The following is a 15,842-nucleotide window of genomic DNA, read 5'->3' as shown; positions in this document are numbered from 1 at the left end:
TCCCTATTTAGATATTGAATCGAGCTAGTTCTACTTGAGTGAATTGTTTACATCAGAACTGAATCCACAAGAGAAACCGCTCCCACAAAAATCATATATAAGCATCAGTCTAATCATCGAAAATCGATAAATTTACGTGAGAATTTTGATATTTCATTGAATTGGTTACGATATCCGCACTGAATATTAATTACTTTCAATTTTTCAAGCAGCGAGCCACATCACACTTTATGAAACCGCTCCCGCAAATTAAAAATATCGGAAATGCAGATTAGCAACACGTTTGCTGTCCGCTACTATTCCTTATAAACTAAGGCTAAGCAGCTAATCTCATTACTAATCCCAACGCATCAGGAAGTAACGATTGTCTACAATTAAAGACGTATGCAAAATTGCAAAAGTATCAAAGTCCACGGTTTCTAGAGTTCTGAATAACCACCCAAGAGTATCTGAAGACACAAAAAAGAAAGTGTTAGAAGTGGTAGAAAGGTTGGGTTATAAGCCAAATATTTCAGCACAAACTCTAGCTTCCAACCGCTCTAGAAGCGTTGGAATGATTGTGGGTAGCCTCTCGGGGCCCTTTTACTCTTGTTTAGTCAGTTCAGCAGAAGAAACCATTCGCCAACATGACCTCTACTTGATTGCGACGAGTGGAGAAAAATCGAGACAATATGAGCGGGATGCAGTTAACTTTCTGACATCGAAACAGGTCGAAGGATTAATTATCTATGCTACCCACCTTCAAGACGATCAGCTCATAGCGATCACAAAAAGTCATCCAGCAACGATACTGTTAAATCGCTACATTCCAGAAGTTGCTAACCATTGTATATACGTAGATGATGAACTTGGCGGCTATCTTGCAACAAAGCACCTTATTGAATCTGGGCATACAACAATAGGCTGCATTACAGGCCCATTAAACCAAACAGATAGCAGAGAACGATTACAAGGATATAGGAAAGCACTCGCCGAGTATGGCATCGAGTATAATCCAAACCTCATCGTGGAAGGGCGTTTTGATATGCACGAGAACCAAGCCGCCCCTAAAAGATTGTTAGACCGAAATACAGATTTAACCGCTATTTTTTGTCACAGCGACCAAATCGCACTTGGTGTATACGATGTCATTAGAGAAAGAAAGCTGACTATTGGAGACGATATCTCTGTCGTAGGCTTTGACAATAGTGCTTTTTCGGAACATTTAACGCCAAAGCTAACAACTATCAATTTTCCTACCCAAGAAATAGGGATACTCGCAGCCAAAAAAATCATAGATAATATTCTGCATAAAAAGTGCATATCTGGTAAGAAAGTCATACCAGAATTAATCTCTAGAGATTCTGTAAAGATAAGGTGCAGCTAGCTCCGATTGCGTATCTCGCGCAAATAGTTAAAGACCGTCGCTCTGCCCATATTGAGTACATTCGCAACATAATCGGCAGAGCTTTTCGCGTTAAAGGCACCTTCATTAAATAAGGCATTAACCAGATTTTTCTTATCTGTTCGCGACAGAGTCGATAATGTTAGACGGTTATTGGCTAACCAAGTATGAATAAAGCTATTGATTTTTTCTTGCCAGTCGTCGTGAAACAACTTCTCAGGTTGTGGGATAAGTTTCTTGACTGGCATAAGGGTTTCTAACAGTGCTCTAGCCTCTTCTACTGGGCCAGTATTCATATTGATACACAACATACCAATAGGTTCCATTTCCTCATTGCGAATCACTACGCTGGTTGAACAGATCCGTTTTCCGTCCCAATTAATTTTTTCGTAAGGACCGATGACGTTCTCTGTTTGTTCAAAACTCACTTCATCTAGAGCTGAAGGGTCACCAACCTGACGTTTAGACAAATTATTTGCAATATAAGCGACTTGCTGTGAAACCAAATCATGAATGATGACCTCCACGTAATCAGAAAAAAGCAACGCTATCCCATCAGCTACACTTGCATATCTTTGCAAAAGTAATTTGGCATTTTGTAGCTTTTCTTTTTCGGCCATCATTATCGTCCTATCGCTTGAGGTTAAGAGTTCCGCAACTGTTTCGTCGTTTGATGTGCAATGGTATCGACACTGGCTCCATTTTCAATGAGAAATTTTTCAAAAAGCGGTAACAATGGGCCTAAGCTCTCATTGATAGTATCTCTTACCGTATCAACAACAACTTGCGTTCCTCTTTCAATTTCTATATTTACTTCGTCGCCATTTTGCTTATGTTCAAATGTTGTCACCCTTCTAGTCTCAGGGATTAACCAAACTTCAAACCATTGGTTTTCCTTGTCCACCTCGGCAACCGTCAAACTCGCGCCATTAATTGCAATATAGCCTTTGGAAAAAACATAACGTTTCCAATTGTCTGGCAAAGCAAATCGAATACAGTAATTGTCCTCTATTTGACGTATGTCCGTTAGTTTGGTTTTAAAATCTACATGGCCTGACAGTGGGTGCCCACCAATCTCAGCTCCATCTTTCGCTGCTCTCTCAACATTGAGCCAATTGCCTTGTTCAAACTGGCTTAAAGTAGTGATCAACAAGCTTTGTATCATCACATCAAATTTGACAAAAGTTGGAGATAAGATTTCTGTGACTGTTAAGCAAACACCATCAACGGCAATGCTAGCTCCTATTTCAAGTTTGTTGCAAAAACCTTCTTCAAATTGAATTTTAAATGTTCTAATACCTCGACAGTCTTTCACATCAACAAGTTTGGCGACAGACTGGATGATTCCTGTAAACATCTTAAACTCCTACATTTTCAAGAACCATGAGACTAACATTACTCCATTAATTCAGAATGTTAGAAATCTAAGACTTCCCATTTAATAGAGAACTATAGAAAACTCGAGAAACATTTCACTGTTAAAAGCTGGGAAATAGTAACGCCTTCGTCACCAACTAAGTTTCCGTTAAAATAAACAAAGCTCTACATCAAATTAATAATGTAGAGCTTCAACCTTAATTAAAGTAACGCTAGTCGACTTGGGTCAACGAAACTCCCTCCTGCTGGTTTGCAAGAACTTGGCATATGATCGGCCGTATTTAAGGTACATACATCAACACCAGCTCCACTAGGTAGATCAACATACATTCTCGTCCCTGCCGCATTAACTGCGATTCCCCAAGTGCGCCAATCCATTACGTTACTGAATTTGCAATTTGAGAAGGAACCATCGGTATTCACTTTACATGTTTCTATACCTAAATCCGTAGCAAGATACACAAAGTGACCATAGTTTGAAAAGGCTGTGTCATATATTATCCCTTTATCGTCTTGGCTCGATTCTGCACTTAATGGTGCGACTGTTCCAAAAGGTGTAATCGCCCCTTTTGATACATGTCGTCCCGAAACATAAAGCTTTGTACCAAAAGGGTTGGTAACCACTTTATGAATGGGCATGAAAGTGGCCTCTCGATGAGTACAGTTTTTTATTTGATCTGATCCATAAATGTCAAAATCAGGATGTTTATTCACTTGGCATGTATATAAATTATCGGCTTTAGAATCGACACCACTTGCCTCAGTCGCTACGTAAATTGACTTTCCGGAAGGGCTTAAGGCTACTGATTCCGATAGAGGAAAGTGCGCTATGCCATAGCAATCTTCCAGATCGCCAGTATTCGCATTTATTCTGCAGTCCGTCATTTCACCATTATTTCTTGTAGAAATATTAGCGATAAACGCGTTCATGGTATTTCTATCTACGGCGATGTCCCAAGGCTCCGAAAAATCGTATTTGGTTACTCTACAATTCGCGAGCGTTCCATCAGATTTGTTGATATCACACACTTGCACACTACCGTCACTAATTCCGTCATAACTGGTATTGTCGAGAACATATAACACATTTGGCGTGCCCTTATTTACTTCGTTATTGATAGTTTTAGCATTAGTTAAAAAAGGGAGAAAAAATAAAATAATTGCTGAAAATACCAATAAAGTTCGATATGAGAATGTTTTCATCATAATCAACGGTCCATTAATTTAGTTCATTATTATTGAGCCGCTATTTATACACTTATTTTTTATGATGTTAAATATATATATTTAGAATGGTAAACTGTAATATTTTCATGACCTTGCAATGAAAAGCAATGTTAAAAATAGAAGTGAATTTTATTATCATTAAGAAACTTTACTTATTTGATTATTCTTTTCACTTGAGTAAATTGAGCGTCATAAACTTACTATAGGGGTCAAGCATATAATCAGAAAACGGTTCACAATAGCGAAAGCCAAACTTTTCATACAAGGTTCTTGCTGGTTTGAAATAATCAGGAGAGCCTGTTTCTAAACTAATTCTTTCAAATCCATTTTTTCTTGCGTAATTAATGGCATGGTTAAGTATAGCTGTCGCCACACCTTTATTTCTTGCAGAGCTGGATGTTCGCATTGACTTTAGCTCGACATGGCTAGTATCAAGCCTTTTCAGCGCGACGCAACCCAAAAGCTCATCTCGCACCCAACTACTGAAAAAGGTGATACTATCTGCTTTTAGCGACTCTAGATCTAGCGCATGGGCACTTTCTGGAGGGCTTGTAGCCCTCATATCGCTCAGGTGCTCTTCTAATAAAGCGACAACTTTTCCATCTTCTAAGGTATCTATTCTAATTTCCATTAATCACTCCAGTACTGCTTAGCTTTGCGTTATGTTAATTCCAAATGCTCGCCAAGTTTTGATAATCTGTATCCGTTTGCGCGTGGTAGACAACTAAACGGCCGCATGTATTCGCAGAGAAATTCCACCAAATCTGCTTTTTGAAATTAATTAAGCCCAGTTCAGCATGCAAAAACTCAAACTCCGCTTCATCGCAATATCGCACCGATTTTTCATTCCAAAAATCGCTGAACGCTTCCGAGATAGACTGAAATCGTTCAACTCTTTGCCGCAAAATATGATCATCTGCTCTTGACGCTGACATCGCTCGAAGCACTGCAGCCATACGTTGTAGATTTACATCCAAAGTATTCGAATCGGTTATCTGCAAAAACTTTTGCCAGTTAGGATGCGTGATAGTGAGATAGACGTAGTTGCGTTCATCTTCTGATAACGAATTAAGATCGACACCACACATACGTATATAAGACTGATTACATGCCAGAATATCAAAGTAGTCATTGATAACAATTGCTGGAAATGGATCGAGTTGATTCAACATCCTTCTAGATTCCGGAGATATCTCAAAACATGGCTCTGATGGAATATGGTGTTGTTGAGTGGCTAAGGTTTTGATGTACTGCTTCTCAGATGGGTTCAAACGCAATGCGTCACTCAACGCGGTTAAACTGAGATCAGAGATCCCGTTTGCTTTACCTCTCTCTATCTTGCTATACCAGACTGTGCTCATTCCCGCGAGATCCGCAACATCTTCACGACGAAGCCCTGGTGTTCGGCTACGAATAGGGGTAGGCAACCCCATCTCTTCCGGAGCCAAGCTTTCTCGTTTTCGGCGAAGAAAATCGCCAATCAATTGATAATTATTATTCGCCATATTTATCCTGATACTCTTTATACGTGTCTAAGACGTTTCTTGATACAGATCACGCAGGTTTCATAATAACGATTCATTTCGAATTGGTATAGATCTCAAGGACCTATTATGAAATCTACTAATAATTCACTCAGTACGTTTGCTTTGGTACTGCTTGTTGCAGGTCAATTACTTCCTCAAATTGACTTCTCAATTGTTAATGTCGCTTTAAAAAGCATTGGCCAGTCTCTTCACACAAATGATATTGGATTGGTACTCATTGTAGGCATCTATGGCCTTTCTTATGCTGCGATGATTGCCACAGGAAGCCGACTCGGAGACCGATACGGGAGAAAGCGGCTATTTATAACTGGTGTCGTCGGATTTGGTATTGCATCTATCATATGTGGATTGTCTCAAAGCCTAACACCTATGCTCATCGGTCGCCTGCTTCAGGGGGTGTTTGGCGCATTATTGATTCCACAAATCCTCGCTATTATACACTCCTCTTTATCTGGAGAAAGACACAGTAAAGCGGTAGGTATTTACACATCAATCGGTGGGTTATCATTTGTCTTGGGTCAGTCTTTGGGCGGTTGGTTAGTGTCTGCAAACGTTTTTGATCTTGGTTGGCGACTGACGTTCTTTGTCAACATTCCTGTTTGTATGTTTGTTTTGCTGTTTGGCCTTAAAGCAATACCAGAGTCTTATACAGATTCCGTACCTCATATGGACATTGATGGCATCACCCTCTTTACGCTTTTTCTATCGATGCTGTTAATTCCAATCACACTGGGAAGTCGTTGGCCGCTATTATGGTGGTTAATGCTCGCTGTCGCTCCCTTAGGTTGGAAACTATGGAATCTTGAAAAGCGCAAAGAAGCACAATCTCTGCAGCCTGTATTTCCTCCGTCACTGTTTAAGACGCCCAATTTTTTAATTGGAGTCATATGTTTGGTAGGAGTAGCAATGACATTCCCTGGATACGTTTTCGTCACTTCTCTAACCTTGCAAAGTAAATTAGGTCTTACCCCTCTTCAATCGGGGAACACGTTTATTTCTCTGGGGCTGATGTATTTTTTCGGCAGTATTTTGAGCAAACGTATTAGTAATAAGATTCGCAACCATCATTACTACCTAATTGGGATCTGCTTTGTACTAGTGGCATTTTTCGCTACGATATTCGTCATCTATTTGTATGGAAATCAAATAGATGCATGGGATTTAGTTCTCGCCACTGGCTTAGCTGGTTTCGGCAATTCTTGTTTAGTCTCAAGTGCATTTAGAATCGCTTTATCAAATGTTAAACAAACACAAGCAAGTGAAGCGAGCTCTGTACTGAATACCGTCCAACAAAGTAGTTTCCCCATCAGTGCTGCTATCGCAGGCACAGCTTTGAACACTACTGCCAATTATGGAGACGTCGTTTCCTTGATTTTTCCCTTAGCTGCTCTCAGCTTTATATTGTTAGCTGTAGGAGCTGTTATTCTTAGGAGACACAAGGCGAGAAGCGTAATTGTAATACCAATGCCATTAATTAAGTGATCAGAAATTTGCGCAGAAAGAATCGTTCAGAACGAGGCAGGATTTTTATAACTAGTTATTCTAATTATGAAAATTCTAACGCTGTGCTTGGAGATTTTAGCCAGCAAGAATGATTAAATAATTGATGGAATTGGTATAAACTTGGCATAGCGTGACTTTTTCAAGCCGTAGGTTTCGTAGTGAATCTACGGCTAATCTTTCACCAATACGTTAGTACCAACAAGATATTAATGGAGCATAATATTTTAAGAAACCCCAAGCACTGTTGAGTACTTATGTATTGTGTTGTGTTTTACCACCTTTGCAGTAATACTCAGGAATGTAAGCGACATTTGACATGCACTCTGAGTAGTTTAAAACATCATACGGTTCTGCGGCAGACATCTTGCTAGGTATAGAGTTTGGTTTCTCCGTAGAGTATTCGTACCTCGCTAGGAACGCAAAAATCAGGATTGCCGCAAAATAACATATAACGAACCAAGTAATTTTTTTCTTCGCTTCCATCTTAATTTTTCCTTTATGTTATCACTAAAAATCACCCTAGAAATACAAATCAATAATTAAAATATATAATTAGAGCAAGCATAATGAACATTGAAATAAATTCAATACAATGAAAACCATATATCATAGCCAAATAATAAGTGGTTATTATCGTTGTTGCATTATTAATGAATAAAGTGAGGGAATATCAATCACCTTCAAAAACAATATATTATTTCTTTCAAGTAAAATGCAAATTAATAATTAACCATAATTAAAAAAATTGATAATAAGTTTTTATAAAAAATCAGAGAAGAAATTAATATCTATGATAGGAACTGGAACGAGTATATTTACTCTATCATGAGGGTTCAAAGAGCTACTTGGCGAGAACACTTTTTCGAGGTACTAAAGTCGGCTCTAGCTGCACAATTGTTGGTTCCACAATCTCTTTTTCTAACCTTTGTAATAGAGTACTAACCGCCGCCTGTCCTAATCGATATTTAGGCTGATGGATCGTTGTCAACGCTGGCGTCATGTATTGCGCGATGTGAATGTCGTCGTACCCGATGATCGACAGATCATCTGGGATTCGAATCCCAGCTTCGTTGGCGGCGTTTATCGCCCCCATCGCCATCATATCGTTACAGACAAAAATAGCACTGGGCAGTGGTCCGCTTGCATGCAGTGTTTTAAATGCTTCATAGCCACCTTTGCATTCAAAATCGCCCTCAACAATCCAGTTGTCATTTAACTCTATATTATTTTCTGCTAAAGCCGTTTTAAAACCATTAAATCGATGTTCAGCAGGATGCTTTAACAGTGGCCCGGTAATACAGCCAATATTTTTATGTCCATTTTCAATTAAGTAATTTGCGGCCATATAACCGCCGCGATACGAATTATCTTGGATCTTGTCGCATGCAAATGACATTGGCCCCCAGTCCATCACCACAATTGGAATATCTGGATAGCGTTCTAGCCCAGCGATTTGTTCACCTTCTAAGGTAGAACACATCAAGAGCAATCCATCGACGCGCTTTTGCAGCAAGGTATCGATGGACGCTTTCATGCGCTGGTTATCGCCTTCGGTGTTACAAAGAATGAGATTGTAGTTTTGTTGGTAGCAACTGCGCTCGACACCTTTCACCACTTCTCCAAAAAATGGGTTGGTTGAAGTGGTAACCAGCATACCTATCGTTCTAGTTCGGTTGATTTTCAAGCTTCGAGCCAATGCCGAGGGAGCATAGTAATTGAGCTCTTTAGCGGCGTTATTGACTCGCTCAGAGATCTCTTCACTTACATAGCGAGTTTTATTGATCACATGGCTAACCGTCGATGTAGACACACCTGCGAGCTTAGCAATGTCCTTCATCGTTGCCATATTGGATCCTTTTATTGATCTTGTTGGAAGTCTTCAACTTCCACGCGAGTTGGAATCGAAGTCTGTGCGCCAAAGCGAGTAACAGAAATAGCAGCTGCAGCGTGAGCCAACTTAATTGCTGATTCTAAAGACATATTTTCTAATAGGCCAGTAACTAAAGCACCATTGAAGGTGTCTCCCGCGGCCGTGGTGTCCTTCGCGTCTACTTGGAAACCAGAAATCAATTGGCCAATACCTTCTTGACTTAACCACACACCTTTGGCGCCCAAGGTGATTAACACCAATGGAATGCCTTTTTCATGTAACACATTTGCAGCAAGTTGCGCTGACGAATCATCAACGACAGCGATACCAGTCAACACTTCAGCTTCTGTTTCATTCGGAGAAATGATATCAATACTAGACAGCAAACTATCCGAAAGCGCTTGCGCTGGAGCAGGGTTAAGAACAACTTTAGTCCCGCTTGCTTTGGCAACTTCAGCCGCTTTTTCAATTCCATCTATTGGCGTTTCTAACTGCATTAACAGATAGTCAGCTTGGCGAATGCTATCAAAGTCAGTTTCAATGGATTGGGCAGTTAATTTGCCATTGGCTTCAGCAGAGATGCAGATACTATTTTCACCGTTTTCAGCGACCTGAATCATCGCGATACCAGTCGGACTATTGGCTTGCATCTTTATGCCGGCAATGTTGATGCCTTCGCTCTTAAAACGTTTTTGAATATCCATGCCAAACGGGTCGTCACCAATACTGGCAATAAAACCCACATCCGCTCTCAAGCGCGCGGCTGCAACGGCCTGATTGGCTCCTTTTCCGCCAGGTATCACCTGATAATTTGCACCGTGCAGTGTTTCACCCGGACGCGGAAATGAAGGGACTTGGAGAACATGGTCAGCATTCACGCTACCCAACACGACTAATTTATTCATACAACTTCCTTGAGCTGAAGCGGAAAAGATTCACTTGGATTTACAATGTAAACGTGGTTTTCTGCTCTTTCGCACAAGCGCTGTGGAAAGAGCAGAAGTTTATAAAAAGCGAATTATTTAGTAATAATTTTCAAAGGTACCGGAATGTTTTTCTCAACTTTCTCGCCCTTTAGTACTTTGCTTGCCGTCTCGACGCCAAGTTCGCCAATCAACGCAGGTTGCTGTGCTATGGTCGCCGCCAGTTTGCCACGCTCTACTGCGGCAATGCCATCTTTTGTGCCATCAAAACCAACAATCAGGACTTTTTTGCCTGAAGCTTGAACAGCGCGAAGAGCGCCTAACGCCATCTCATCATTTTGTGCAAACACAGCTTGAACATTTGGGTGTGCTGCCAGTAGGTTTTCCATGACGTTTAGACCTTTTGTTCGGTCAAAATCTGCTGGTTGGCTAGCGAGTAAGTCCATATGACTTGCTTTGACTGCTTTCATAAAACCTTCACCGCGTTCACGAGCAGCAGAAGTGCCAGCAATACCTTCTAGCTGGATAACTTTTGCGTTGTCGCCTACTTTGCTAACGATAAATTGACCCGCCATTTCACCGCCTGCCACGTTATCCGAAGCAATATGACTCACGACATCTCCACGACTTGCACCACGGTCAAGAGTGATCACAGGGATGTTAGCTCGATTTGCCATGCGAATTGCGTTTGCTACCGCATCAGAGTCTGTCGGGTTAATCAAAATGGCTTTTACACCACGTACCGTCAGATCTTCTACATTCGAAAGCTCTTTACTTGGGTCGTTTTGTGAATCTAAAACAATAAGCTTGTAACCTAATTCCTTTGCTTTCGCTTCAGCGCCATCTTTCATCGAGACAAAAAATGGGTTGTTTAAAGTGGAAAGTACTATCGCTATCGTATCTTGAGCGTGTGCCGCCACTGAATAGAACGAAGTCAGTAGTACCGAAAAAATAAAAGTAATCAATTTTTTCATTATGTTGTCCTTTGTGTAGGGTGGCCTAAAAGTAAGCTCTCAAGCCGTTTTCGAGCTGCTATTTATTTTTGTTGTCTACCAAGACGGCCAATAGAATGACCACTGCTTTTGCAATCATTTGGTAGTAAGAGGAGACGTCTAGCAAATTAAGCGCATTGTTCAAAAAGCCAATGATCAGAGCACCAATCAAGGTCCCCATGATTCGGCCTTTTCCGCCCATTAAGCTAGTACCGCCTAAAACAACTGCAGCGATCGCATCTAGCTCATAACCTGTACCAGCTGTTGGCTGTGCTGACGACAGTCGAGAAGTGACAATAATGCCTGCTAACGCAGCCAATAAACCGCATATGGCATAAACGCCTATCTTCACGCGGTCAACGTTAATTCCAGAAAGGCGAGTTGCTGATTCATTACCGCCTAGCGCATAAACGTACCGGCCAAAGCGAGTGTGGTTGAGTAAATACCAAGCTGCAGCAAAAACAATAACCATCAGCCATACGGGCACAGGGATGCCAAGCGCATAGCCTGTACCAAACCAAGCAAACGAGTCTGCGGTATCAGTGAATCCTGTAGAAATTGGTCGTCCTTCAGTAAAGACCATAGTGACACCACGAAGAAGTGTCATTGTAACCAGAGTGGCAATGAACGCCTGCACTTTGCCTTTAGCGATAATCACACCACTGATCGCTCCCAATGCAGCACCAGCAAGCAACGCTGTAGGCACAGCAATGAGAACCGGCACTTCCAATGCAATCAGGCTAGCGGCAAACGCGCCACAAAGCGCAAGCACCGAACCGACACTTAGATCTATCCCTGCAGTTAAAATGACTAATGTCATACCAACAGCAATGATGGCATTAACGGACGTCTGGCGCAGAATGTTCAAGATATTGTCGACGGTGAAGAAATTTGGATTCAAGAACGAAACCACAACAATCAAAAGTAGCAAGGCGATCAGAGACTTTTGCTCAATTAGCCACTCCTTGCTAAACAGTTTCTTTTCACCTAGTTCTGCAGACTTGCTCATCGCTTTACTACTCATGCTGCTTCCTCATTCACTTTCTTTCCGACGGCGCACGCCAACAACTTCTCTTGGTTCGCTTCACTTGCATCAAACTCACCCGTTATCCGACCTTCATGCATGACTAAGATGCGATCACTCATGCCCAGTACTTCAGGCATCTCTGAAGAGACTAAAATAATGCTCATCCCTTCTGCTTTAAATTTATTGATTAGCTGATAAATCTCTTTCTTCGCACCAACATCGACACCACGGGTCGGCTCATCAAGAATCAATACATTCGGCCGGGTCATTAACCCTTTCGCAATGGCGACTTTTTGCTGGTTACCACCAGATAAGTTACCGATAATCTGATTACGGTTTGGCGTCTTGATGTTGAATAACATGACGAAATCATCAACAGCGAGCACTTCTTTACTGTGCTGGATCTGCATGCCACTCGATAATTTGTCTAGCGCGCAGAGAGACATGTTCTCTTTCACCGACAGCCCAAGTACTAAGCCATCTCCTTTGCGATCTTCAGAAATATACGCAATACCGCTAGCTAATCCCTGTTGCGGGCTGGTAGGTTTAATTGTTTTGCCATTCAGTTCAATGGATCCACTTTCACTAGGAAGGGCTCCGTAGATCACCTTCATTAACTCCGTACGACCAGCGCCCATCAAACCAGATATTCCCAGTATTTCGCCCTTGTTTAGGTGGAAGCTGACATCATGAATACCCGAGCCTGTTAATCCGGAAACCTGTAGGCAAACCTTGCCGTGTTTGGCTTCAATTCGAGGGTATTGCTCTTCGAGTTTACGGCCGACCATCATTTCGATTAAGTGGTCCTCATCGGTTTCGCTCACTTGGCATTGATTGATAAATTTGCCGTCACGCAAAATGGTAATGTCATCGCAAATTTCAAATATCTCTTTCAAACGGTGAGAGATATAAACAATGCCACAGCCTTGATCTCGAAGCTCATTGATCACTTTAAAAAGCGATTCCGTTTCTGTATCAGTGAGCGCATCGGTAGGCTCATCCATGATGATAACTTTCGATTCAAACGAAAGTGCTTTGGCAATTTCCACCATCTGCTGCTCACCTAAGCTCAATTCACCCAATAGGGTTTTTGAACTGTGCTTAACATTCAAGCGCGCCAACAATTTGTCAGCTTGACGATACATTTCGCTCCACAAGACGCGGCCAAATGCACCGGTAATTTCGCGGCCTAAGAAAATATTCTCAGCAATAGTTAACTCAGGAATAAGATTCAACTCTTGGTGGATAATACTGATGCCTGCATGTTGAGATTCACGAGGTCCTTTAAATGAAACAGGCAAACCTTTGTAGTGAATGCTGCCTGCATCTGAAAAATAAATTCCAGTAAGAACTTTCATCAAAGTGGATTTGCCTGCGCCATTTTCGCCAAGTAGCGCCATGACGCGGCCTGAATAGACATTGAGGCTAGCCTTATCCAACGCCTTTACACCGGGAAAAGCTTTTTCGATTGAGTCCAGTTGTAAAATAGCTTCCGTCATGTTTCGTCCTCAACCGCGATTAAAATGCTACGCCAGCTATGAAGATAACGTTAGCATAAGGTGTACATTCTCCAGTTCTCACTAACGCTCGGCTTTTGTGTGTACGAGTTTTAAATGCTTCGTGGCTAACATATTGGACGTCAATTTTTGCCCCACTGCGCTGCTCTTCACTTTTGAGTTCCGCGATCAACTGCTCATGTGTACCAGGGCTTATCTCGGCAAACTCACTTGCCAATACCACTGCTTCAATTTGCGACTCGCTCAAGATCGCTTGAACAGTTTCAATAAACCCCGGCACACCCCGCTTTAAAGCCAGATCAATGCGTTGACGCTCATCAGAAATAGGAAGGCCTGCATCACAAATGGTGATTTCATCCGTATGCCCAAGCGTCGCCACCAAATAAGACAGCTCTGAGTTAATAAGAGAGGACTTTTTCATTTCTAATCTACCAACACCCTGCTACACCACACGCGCTTTGACGTGTAAAAAAACCCATTCAATCTATTGCGATTTTCACAATAAGAAAACTCATCGAAACGTTTCGATGAACATCCTAACGCCAAACAATTGGTTTGTATTTAACCAGCTGTCAATGTGTGATATTGATCTTTTATTTGAGTTATTACCCTAAAATAAAGTTGATGAATATCACTTATAATACGAACGATAGAGATGGCTTTGTATAGACCTATGGAATGTTGAGCCTTGCAAAGGCTGTTAATAATTAGTGATGGTTGTCGTGAAAATGCATAGGCTTAAAGTGATTTGTTCAGAAGCTGCTAAAAATAAGTTAATTACTCTAACTTTTTGGTTCTACTTAAATGAATTCAAATACTAGTATTCGAACAAAGGTGCTTCTAATCATCGGTAGTGCACTTATTCTACTTGTTGGTGTCGCTATTTTCATTTCAATAAAACTCCAAGCTACTTCGACTTCTTTTGCCGAGTTGGAAGCGAGAGAGGTTCAACAAACTCAAATTGCTCTAAAAGCAAATATCGCTTTTAAGCGGCAAGTACAAGAGTGGAAAAATGTTTTGCTTCGAGGCGCTAACCCAGATCAGCTGAAAAAATATTGGAAGCAATTTCAGGAACAAGGAGCATTAACATCACAATTGGTTGAAACACTTCACAAGACGATCGGTGATGTGGAACTTAAATCATTTGCAAACGAGTTTTTAACTGCCCATAAGAAAATGATGGATTCATATTCGGAAGGCAAACAGAAATTTGTCGCATCTGGATTTGATTCTTCTGTAGGTGATAAAGCAGTCAAAGGAATGGATAGAGCTCCTTCAAAGCTACTTGATCAAATTTCTGAAGCTATAGAAGAGAAAGGAAGCACTAAAGCAAAACAAATAGTCAGTGACGCTCAGTCTGCGATTAAAGTTAGTTATATATTAATCATTTTCTGTTCTCTGCTCTCTTTAATTGTTAGTTATATCTACCTAACAGCCTCTTTTATAAATCCTCTAAAGAGCTTAAATAAAAGAATATATCAACTTTCCAATGGTCATTTAAACGTCAACTTTAAAACCCAGAAAAATGACGAATTTGGAGAGTTAGAAAACAATGCTATGAAGTTAAAAGAGTTTATGGTTAGTACTGTAGCCGCTCTAAAGCAAATAAGCCAAGAACTGAACTGCGAATCCACTGACTTAGAAGATATTTCGAACTCCATCAATGAGATGACAAAAAAGCAGAGTGATATTACTGAAGAAGTGGCAACTTCTACCACCGAGATGGCTCATTCTGCAGAGGAAGTATCTAGAACTGCATCGATATCCTTTGATTCGGTTGTTCAATCCGACAGTACCCTTGAGCAATCCTCACAATCCATGCACCATGCAAAGAATGCTATCGAAATCCAAGTAGAAGAAATTTCAAAGGCAGCGGAAATAATACGTATTCTTGCAGAAGACAGTAGCAACGTCGGTAAAGTCTTAGACGTGATTAGGGGTATTGCAGATCAAACAAACCTACTAGCGTTAAACGCAGCTATTGAAGCCGCAAGAGCGGGAGAGCAAGGGAGAGGATTTGCAGTGGTTGCTGATGAGGTGAGAAGTCTTGCTCAAAAAACCCAGGATAGCACGACAGAAATTGAAGAAATTCTTGAGAAAATAAAAGAAGGCGCATTAAGCAGCGTTAAAGCGATGGAGATAAGCCAATCCAAAACAGATGAAGTAGTGCTTAAGGTCGAAAAATCAGGAGCATCTTTGCAAGAAGTATCTGAAGCAATATCTAAGATTAATAATCTTAACTCTGAGATATCAACGGCTTCTAACGAGCAGTCTCAAACAGCTAGTCTCATCGCCAATCAAATGGGAGGCATATCTGACACTATCGTGAGTTGTGAAGGCATGGTTCAAAGAGCAGTTTCTATAAGCAACAAGCTAAAAAATATTTCCAATGACTTTCAAACTCAAGTCAAACAGTTTGAACACTGAGGGAAATAGCGTCTGAATTCTACGTGATACAGAGGGATCTCATTCAGA

General features: G+C 41.1%; 15 protein-coding genes. 3 read left to right on the top strand and 12 right to left on the bottom strand.

The annotated features are described in order from the left end of the window. Window positions 1–364 precede the first annotated feature (364 nt). Window positions 365–1,366, top strand: a complete 1,002-nt coding sequence (locus tag ACM2FC_RS02235) for a LacI family DNA-binding transcriptional regulator (RefSeq protein ID WP_498479195.1) — start codon at window positions 365–367, stop codon at window positions 1,364–1,366. On the opposite strand, the gene ACM2FC_RS02230 is transcribed toward ACM2FC_RS02235, so the two are convergent. The 5 genes from ACM2FC_RS02230 to ACM2FC_RS02210 form a co-directional block, all read right to left on the bottom strand. Beyond that, a complete protein-coding gene (locus ACM2FC_RS02230; protein ID WP_498479194.1) occupies window positions 1,363–2,007 on the bottom strand; it encodes a helix-turn-helix transcriptional regulator in 645 nt (214 codons plus the stop codon). The two genes, ACM2FC_RS02235 and ACM2FC_RS02230, sit on opposite strands and share 4 nt — an antisense overlap. Window positions 2,008–2,027: 20 nt before the next feature. Beyond that, window positions 2,028–2,741: a riboflavin synthase subunit alpha gene (locus ACM2FC_RS02225; protein WP_498479193.1), complete on the bottom strand. Its 714-nt coding sequence runs from the start codon at window positions 2,739–2,741 to the stop codon at window positions 2,028–2,030. 221 nt (window positions 2,742–2,962) lie between these two features. Continuing rightward, entirely contained in the window at window positions 2,963–3,967 is a 1,005-nt protein-coding gene (locus tag ACM2FC_RS02220; RefSeq protein WP_498479192.1) for a hypothetical protein, read from the bottom strand. Between the two features lie 190 nt (window positions 3,968–4,157). Next, on the bottom strand, window positions 4,158–4,619 hold the full coding sequence (locus ACM2FC_RS02215) for a GNAT family N-acetyltransferase (RefSeq protein WP_498479191.1): 462 nt from the start codon (window positions 4,617–4,619) through the stop codon (window positions 4,158–4,160). A gap of 34 nt (window positions 4,620–4,653) precedes the next feature. Then, entirely contained in the window at window positions 4,654–5,493 is an 840-nt protein-coding gene (locus ACM2FC_RS02210) for a helix-turn-helix domain-containing protein (protein WP_498479190.1), read from the bottom strand. A 108-nt stretch (window positions 5,494–5,601) separates the two neighbouring features. Between ACM2FC_RS02210 and ACM2FC_RS02205 the strand changes: the two genes are divergently transcribed. Beyond that, window positions 5,602–7,017, top strand: coding sequence for an MFS transporter (locus ACM2FC_RS02205; protein ID WP_498479189.1), 1,416 nt, complete (start codon window positions 5,602–5,604; stop codon window positions 7,015–7,017). A 273-nt stretch (window positions 7,018–7,290) separates the two neighbouring features. Here the strand turns inward: ACM2FC_RS02205 and ACM2FC_RS02200 are convergent, their stop codons facing one another. The 7 genes from ACM2FC_RS02200 to rbsD all read right to left on the bottom strand — a co-directional run bounded on the left by ACM2FC_RS02200 (window position 7,291) and on the right by rbsD (window position 13,788). Continuing rightward, a complete protein-coding gene (locus ACM2FC_RS02200) occupies window positions 7,291–7,521 on the bottom strand; it encodes a hypothetical protein (RefSeq protein ID WP_498479188.1) in 231 nt (76 codons plus the stop codon). Window positions 7,522–7,879: 358 nt separating this feature from the next. Further along, window positions 7,880–8,884, bottom strand: a complete 1,005-nt coding sequence (locus ACM2FC_RS02195; protein ID WP_498479187.1) for a substrate-binding domain-containing protein — start codon at window positions 8,882–8,884, stop codon at window positions 7,880–7,882. Between the two features lie 11 nt (window positions 8,885–8,895). After that, on the bottom strand, window positions 8,896–9,813 hold the full coding sequence (gene rbsK / locus ACM2FC_RS02190) for a ribokinase (RefSeq protein WP_498479186.1): 918 nt from the start codon (window positions 9,811–9,813) through the stop codon (window positions 8,896–8,898). Between the two features lie 113 nt (window positions 9,814–9,926). After that, window positions 9,927–10,805, bottom strand: coding sequence for a ribose ABC transporter substrate-binding protein RbsB (rbsB, locus tag ACM2FC_RS02185; RefSeq protein WP_498479185.1), 879 nt, complete (start codon window positions 10,803–10,805; stop codon window positions 9,927–9,929). Window positions 10,806–10,863: 58 nt separating this feature from the next. Further along, complete coding sequence (gene rbsC / locus ACM2FC_RS02180; protein WP_498479184.1) at window positions 10,864–11,847, bottom strand: ribose ABC transporter permease; 984 nt, start codon at window positions 11,845–11,847, stop codon at window positions 10,864–10,866. Continuing rightward, window positions 11,844–13,349, bottom strand: a complete 1,506-nt coding sequence (gene rbsA, locus ACM2FC_RS02175; protein ID WP_498479183.1) for a ribose ABC transporter ATP-binding protein RbsA — start codon at window positions 13,347–13,349, stop codon at window positions 11,844–11,846. The genes rbsC and rbsA overlap by 4 nt, the downstream gene beginning before the upstream one ends. 19 nt (window positions 13,350–13,368) lie before the next feature. Continuing rightward, window positions 13,369–13,788: a D-ribose pyranase gene (gene rbsD / locus ACM2FC_RS02170; RefSeq protein ID WP_498479182.1), complete on the bottom strand. Its 420-nt coding sequence runs from the start codon at window positions 13,786–13,788 to the stop codon at window positions 13,369–13,371. Between the two features lie 383 nt (window positions 13,789–14,171). On the opposite strand from rbsD, the gene ACM2FC_RS02165 reads away from it, so the two are divergent. Then, window positions 14,172–15,794: a methyl-accepting chemotaxis protein gene (locus ACM2FC_RS02165; protein ID WP_498479181.1), complete on the top strand. Its 1,623-nt coding sequence runs from the start codon at window positions 14,172–14,174 to the stop codon at window positions 15,792–15,794. Window positions 15,795–15,842 lie beyond the last annotated feature (48 nt).

This window comes from Vibrio sp. A37, assembly GCF_059777565.1.
Note: the sequence above shows the minus strand (reverse complement) of the source record. Positions and strands in the feature narration are given on the sequence as shown.

Bases quoted from the DNA above. Each gene is read 5' to 3' on its own strand.
- ACM2FC_RS02220 (WP_498479192.1), bottom strand. From the start codon at position 3,967: ATGATGAAAACATTCTCATATCGAACTTTATTGGTATTTTCAGCAATT.
- ACM2FC_RS02200 (WP_498479188.1), bottom strand. From the start codon at position 7,521: ATGGAAGCGAAGAAAAAAATTACTTGGTTCGTTATATGTTATTTTGCG.
- rbsC (WP_498479184.1), bottom strand. From the start codon at position 11,847: ATGAGTAGTAAAGCGATGAGCAAGTCTGCAGAACTAGGTGAAAAGAAA.
- ACM2FC_RS02205 (WP_498479189.1), top strand. From the start codon at position 5,602: ATGAAATCTACTAATAATTCACTCAGTACGTTTGCTTTGGTACTGCTT.
- rbsB (WP_498479185.1), bottom strand. From the start codon at position 10,805: ATGAAAAAATTGATTACTTTTATTTTTTCGGTACTACTGACTTCGTTC.
- ACM2FC_RS02215 (WP_498479191.1), bottom strand. From the start codon at position 4,619: ATGGAAATTAGAATAGATACCTTAGAAGATGGAAAAGTTGTCGCTTTA.
- rbsA (WP_498479183.1), bottom strand. From the start codon at position 13,349: ATGACGGAAGCTATTTTACAACTGGACTCAATCGAAAAAGCTTTTCCC.
- ACM2FC_RS02210 (WP_498479190.1), bottom strand. From the start codon at position 5,493: ATGGCGAATAATAATTATCAATTGATTGGCGATTTTCTTCGCCGAAAA.
- rbsD (WP_498479182.1), bottom strand. From the start codon at position 13,788: ATGAAAAAGTCCTCTCTTATTAACTCAGAGCTGTCTTATTTGGTGGCG.
- rbsK (WP_498479186.1), bottom strand. From the start codon at position 9,813: ATGAATAAATTAGTCGTGTTGGGTAGCGTGAATGCTGACCATGTTCTC.
- ACM2FC_RS02225 (WP_498479193.1), bottom strand. From the start codon at position 2,741: ATGTTTACAGGAATCATCCAGTCTGTCGCCAAACTTGTTGATGTGAAA.
- ACM2FC_RS02230 (WP_498479194.1), bottom strand. From the start codon at position 2,007: ATGATGGCCGAAAAAGAAAAGCTACAAAATGCCAAATTACTTTTGCAA.
- ACM2FC_RS02195 (WP_498479187.1), bottom strand. From the start codon at position 8,884: ATGGCAACGATGAAGGACATTGCTAAGCTCGCAGGTGTGTCTACATCG.
- ACM2FC_RS02165 (WP_498479181.1), top strand. From the start codon at position 14,172: ATGAATTCAAATACTAGTATTCGAACAAAGGTGCTTCTAATCATCGGT.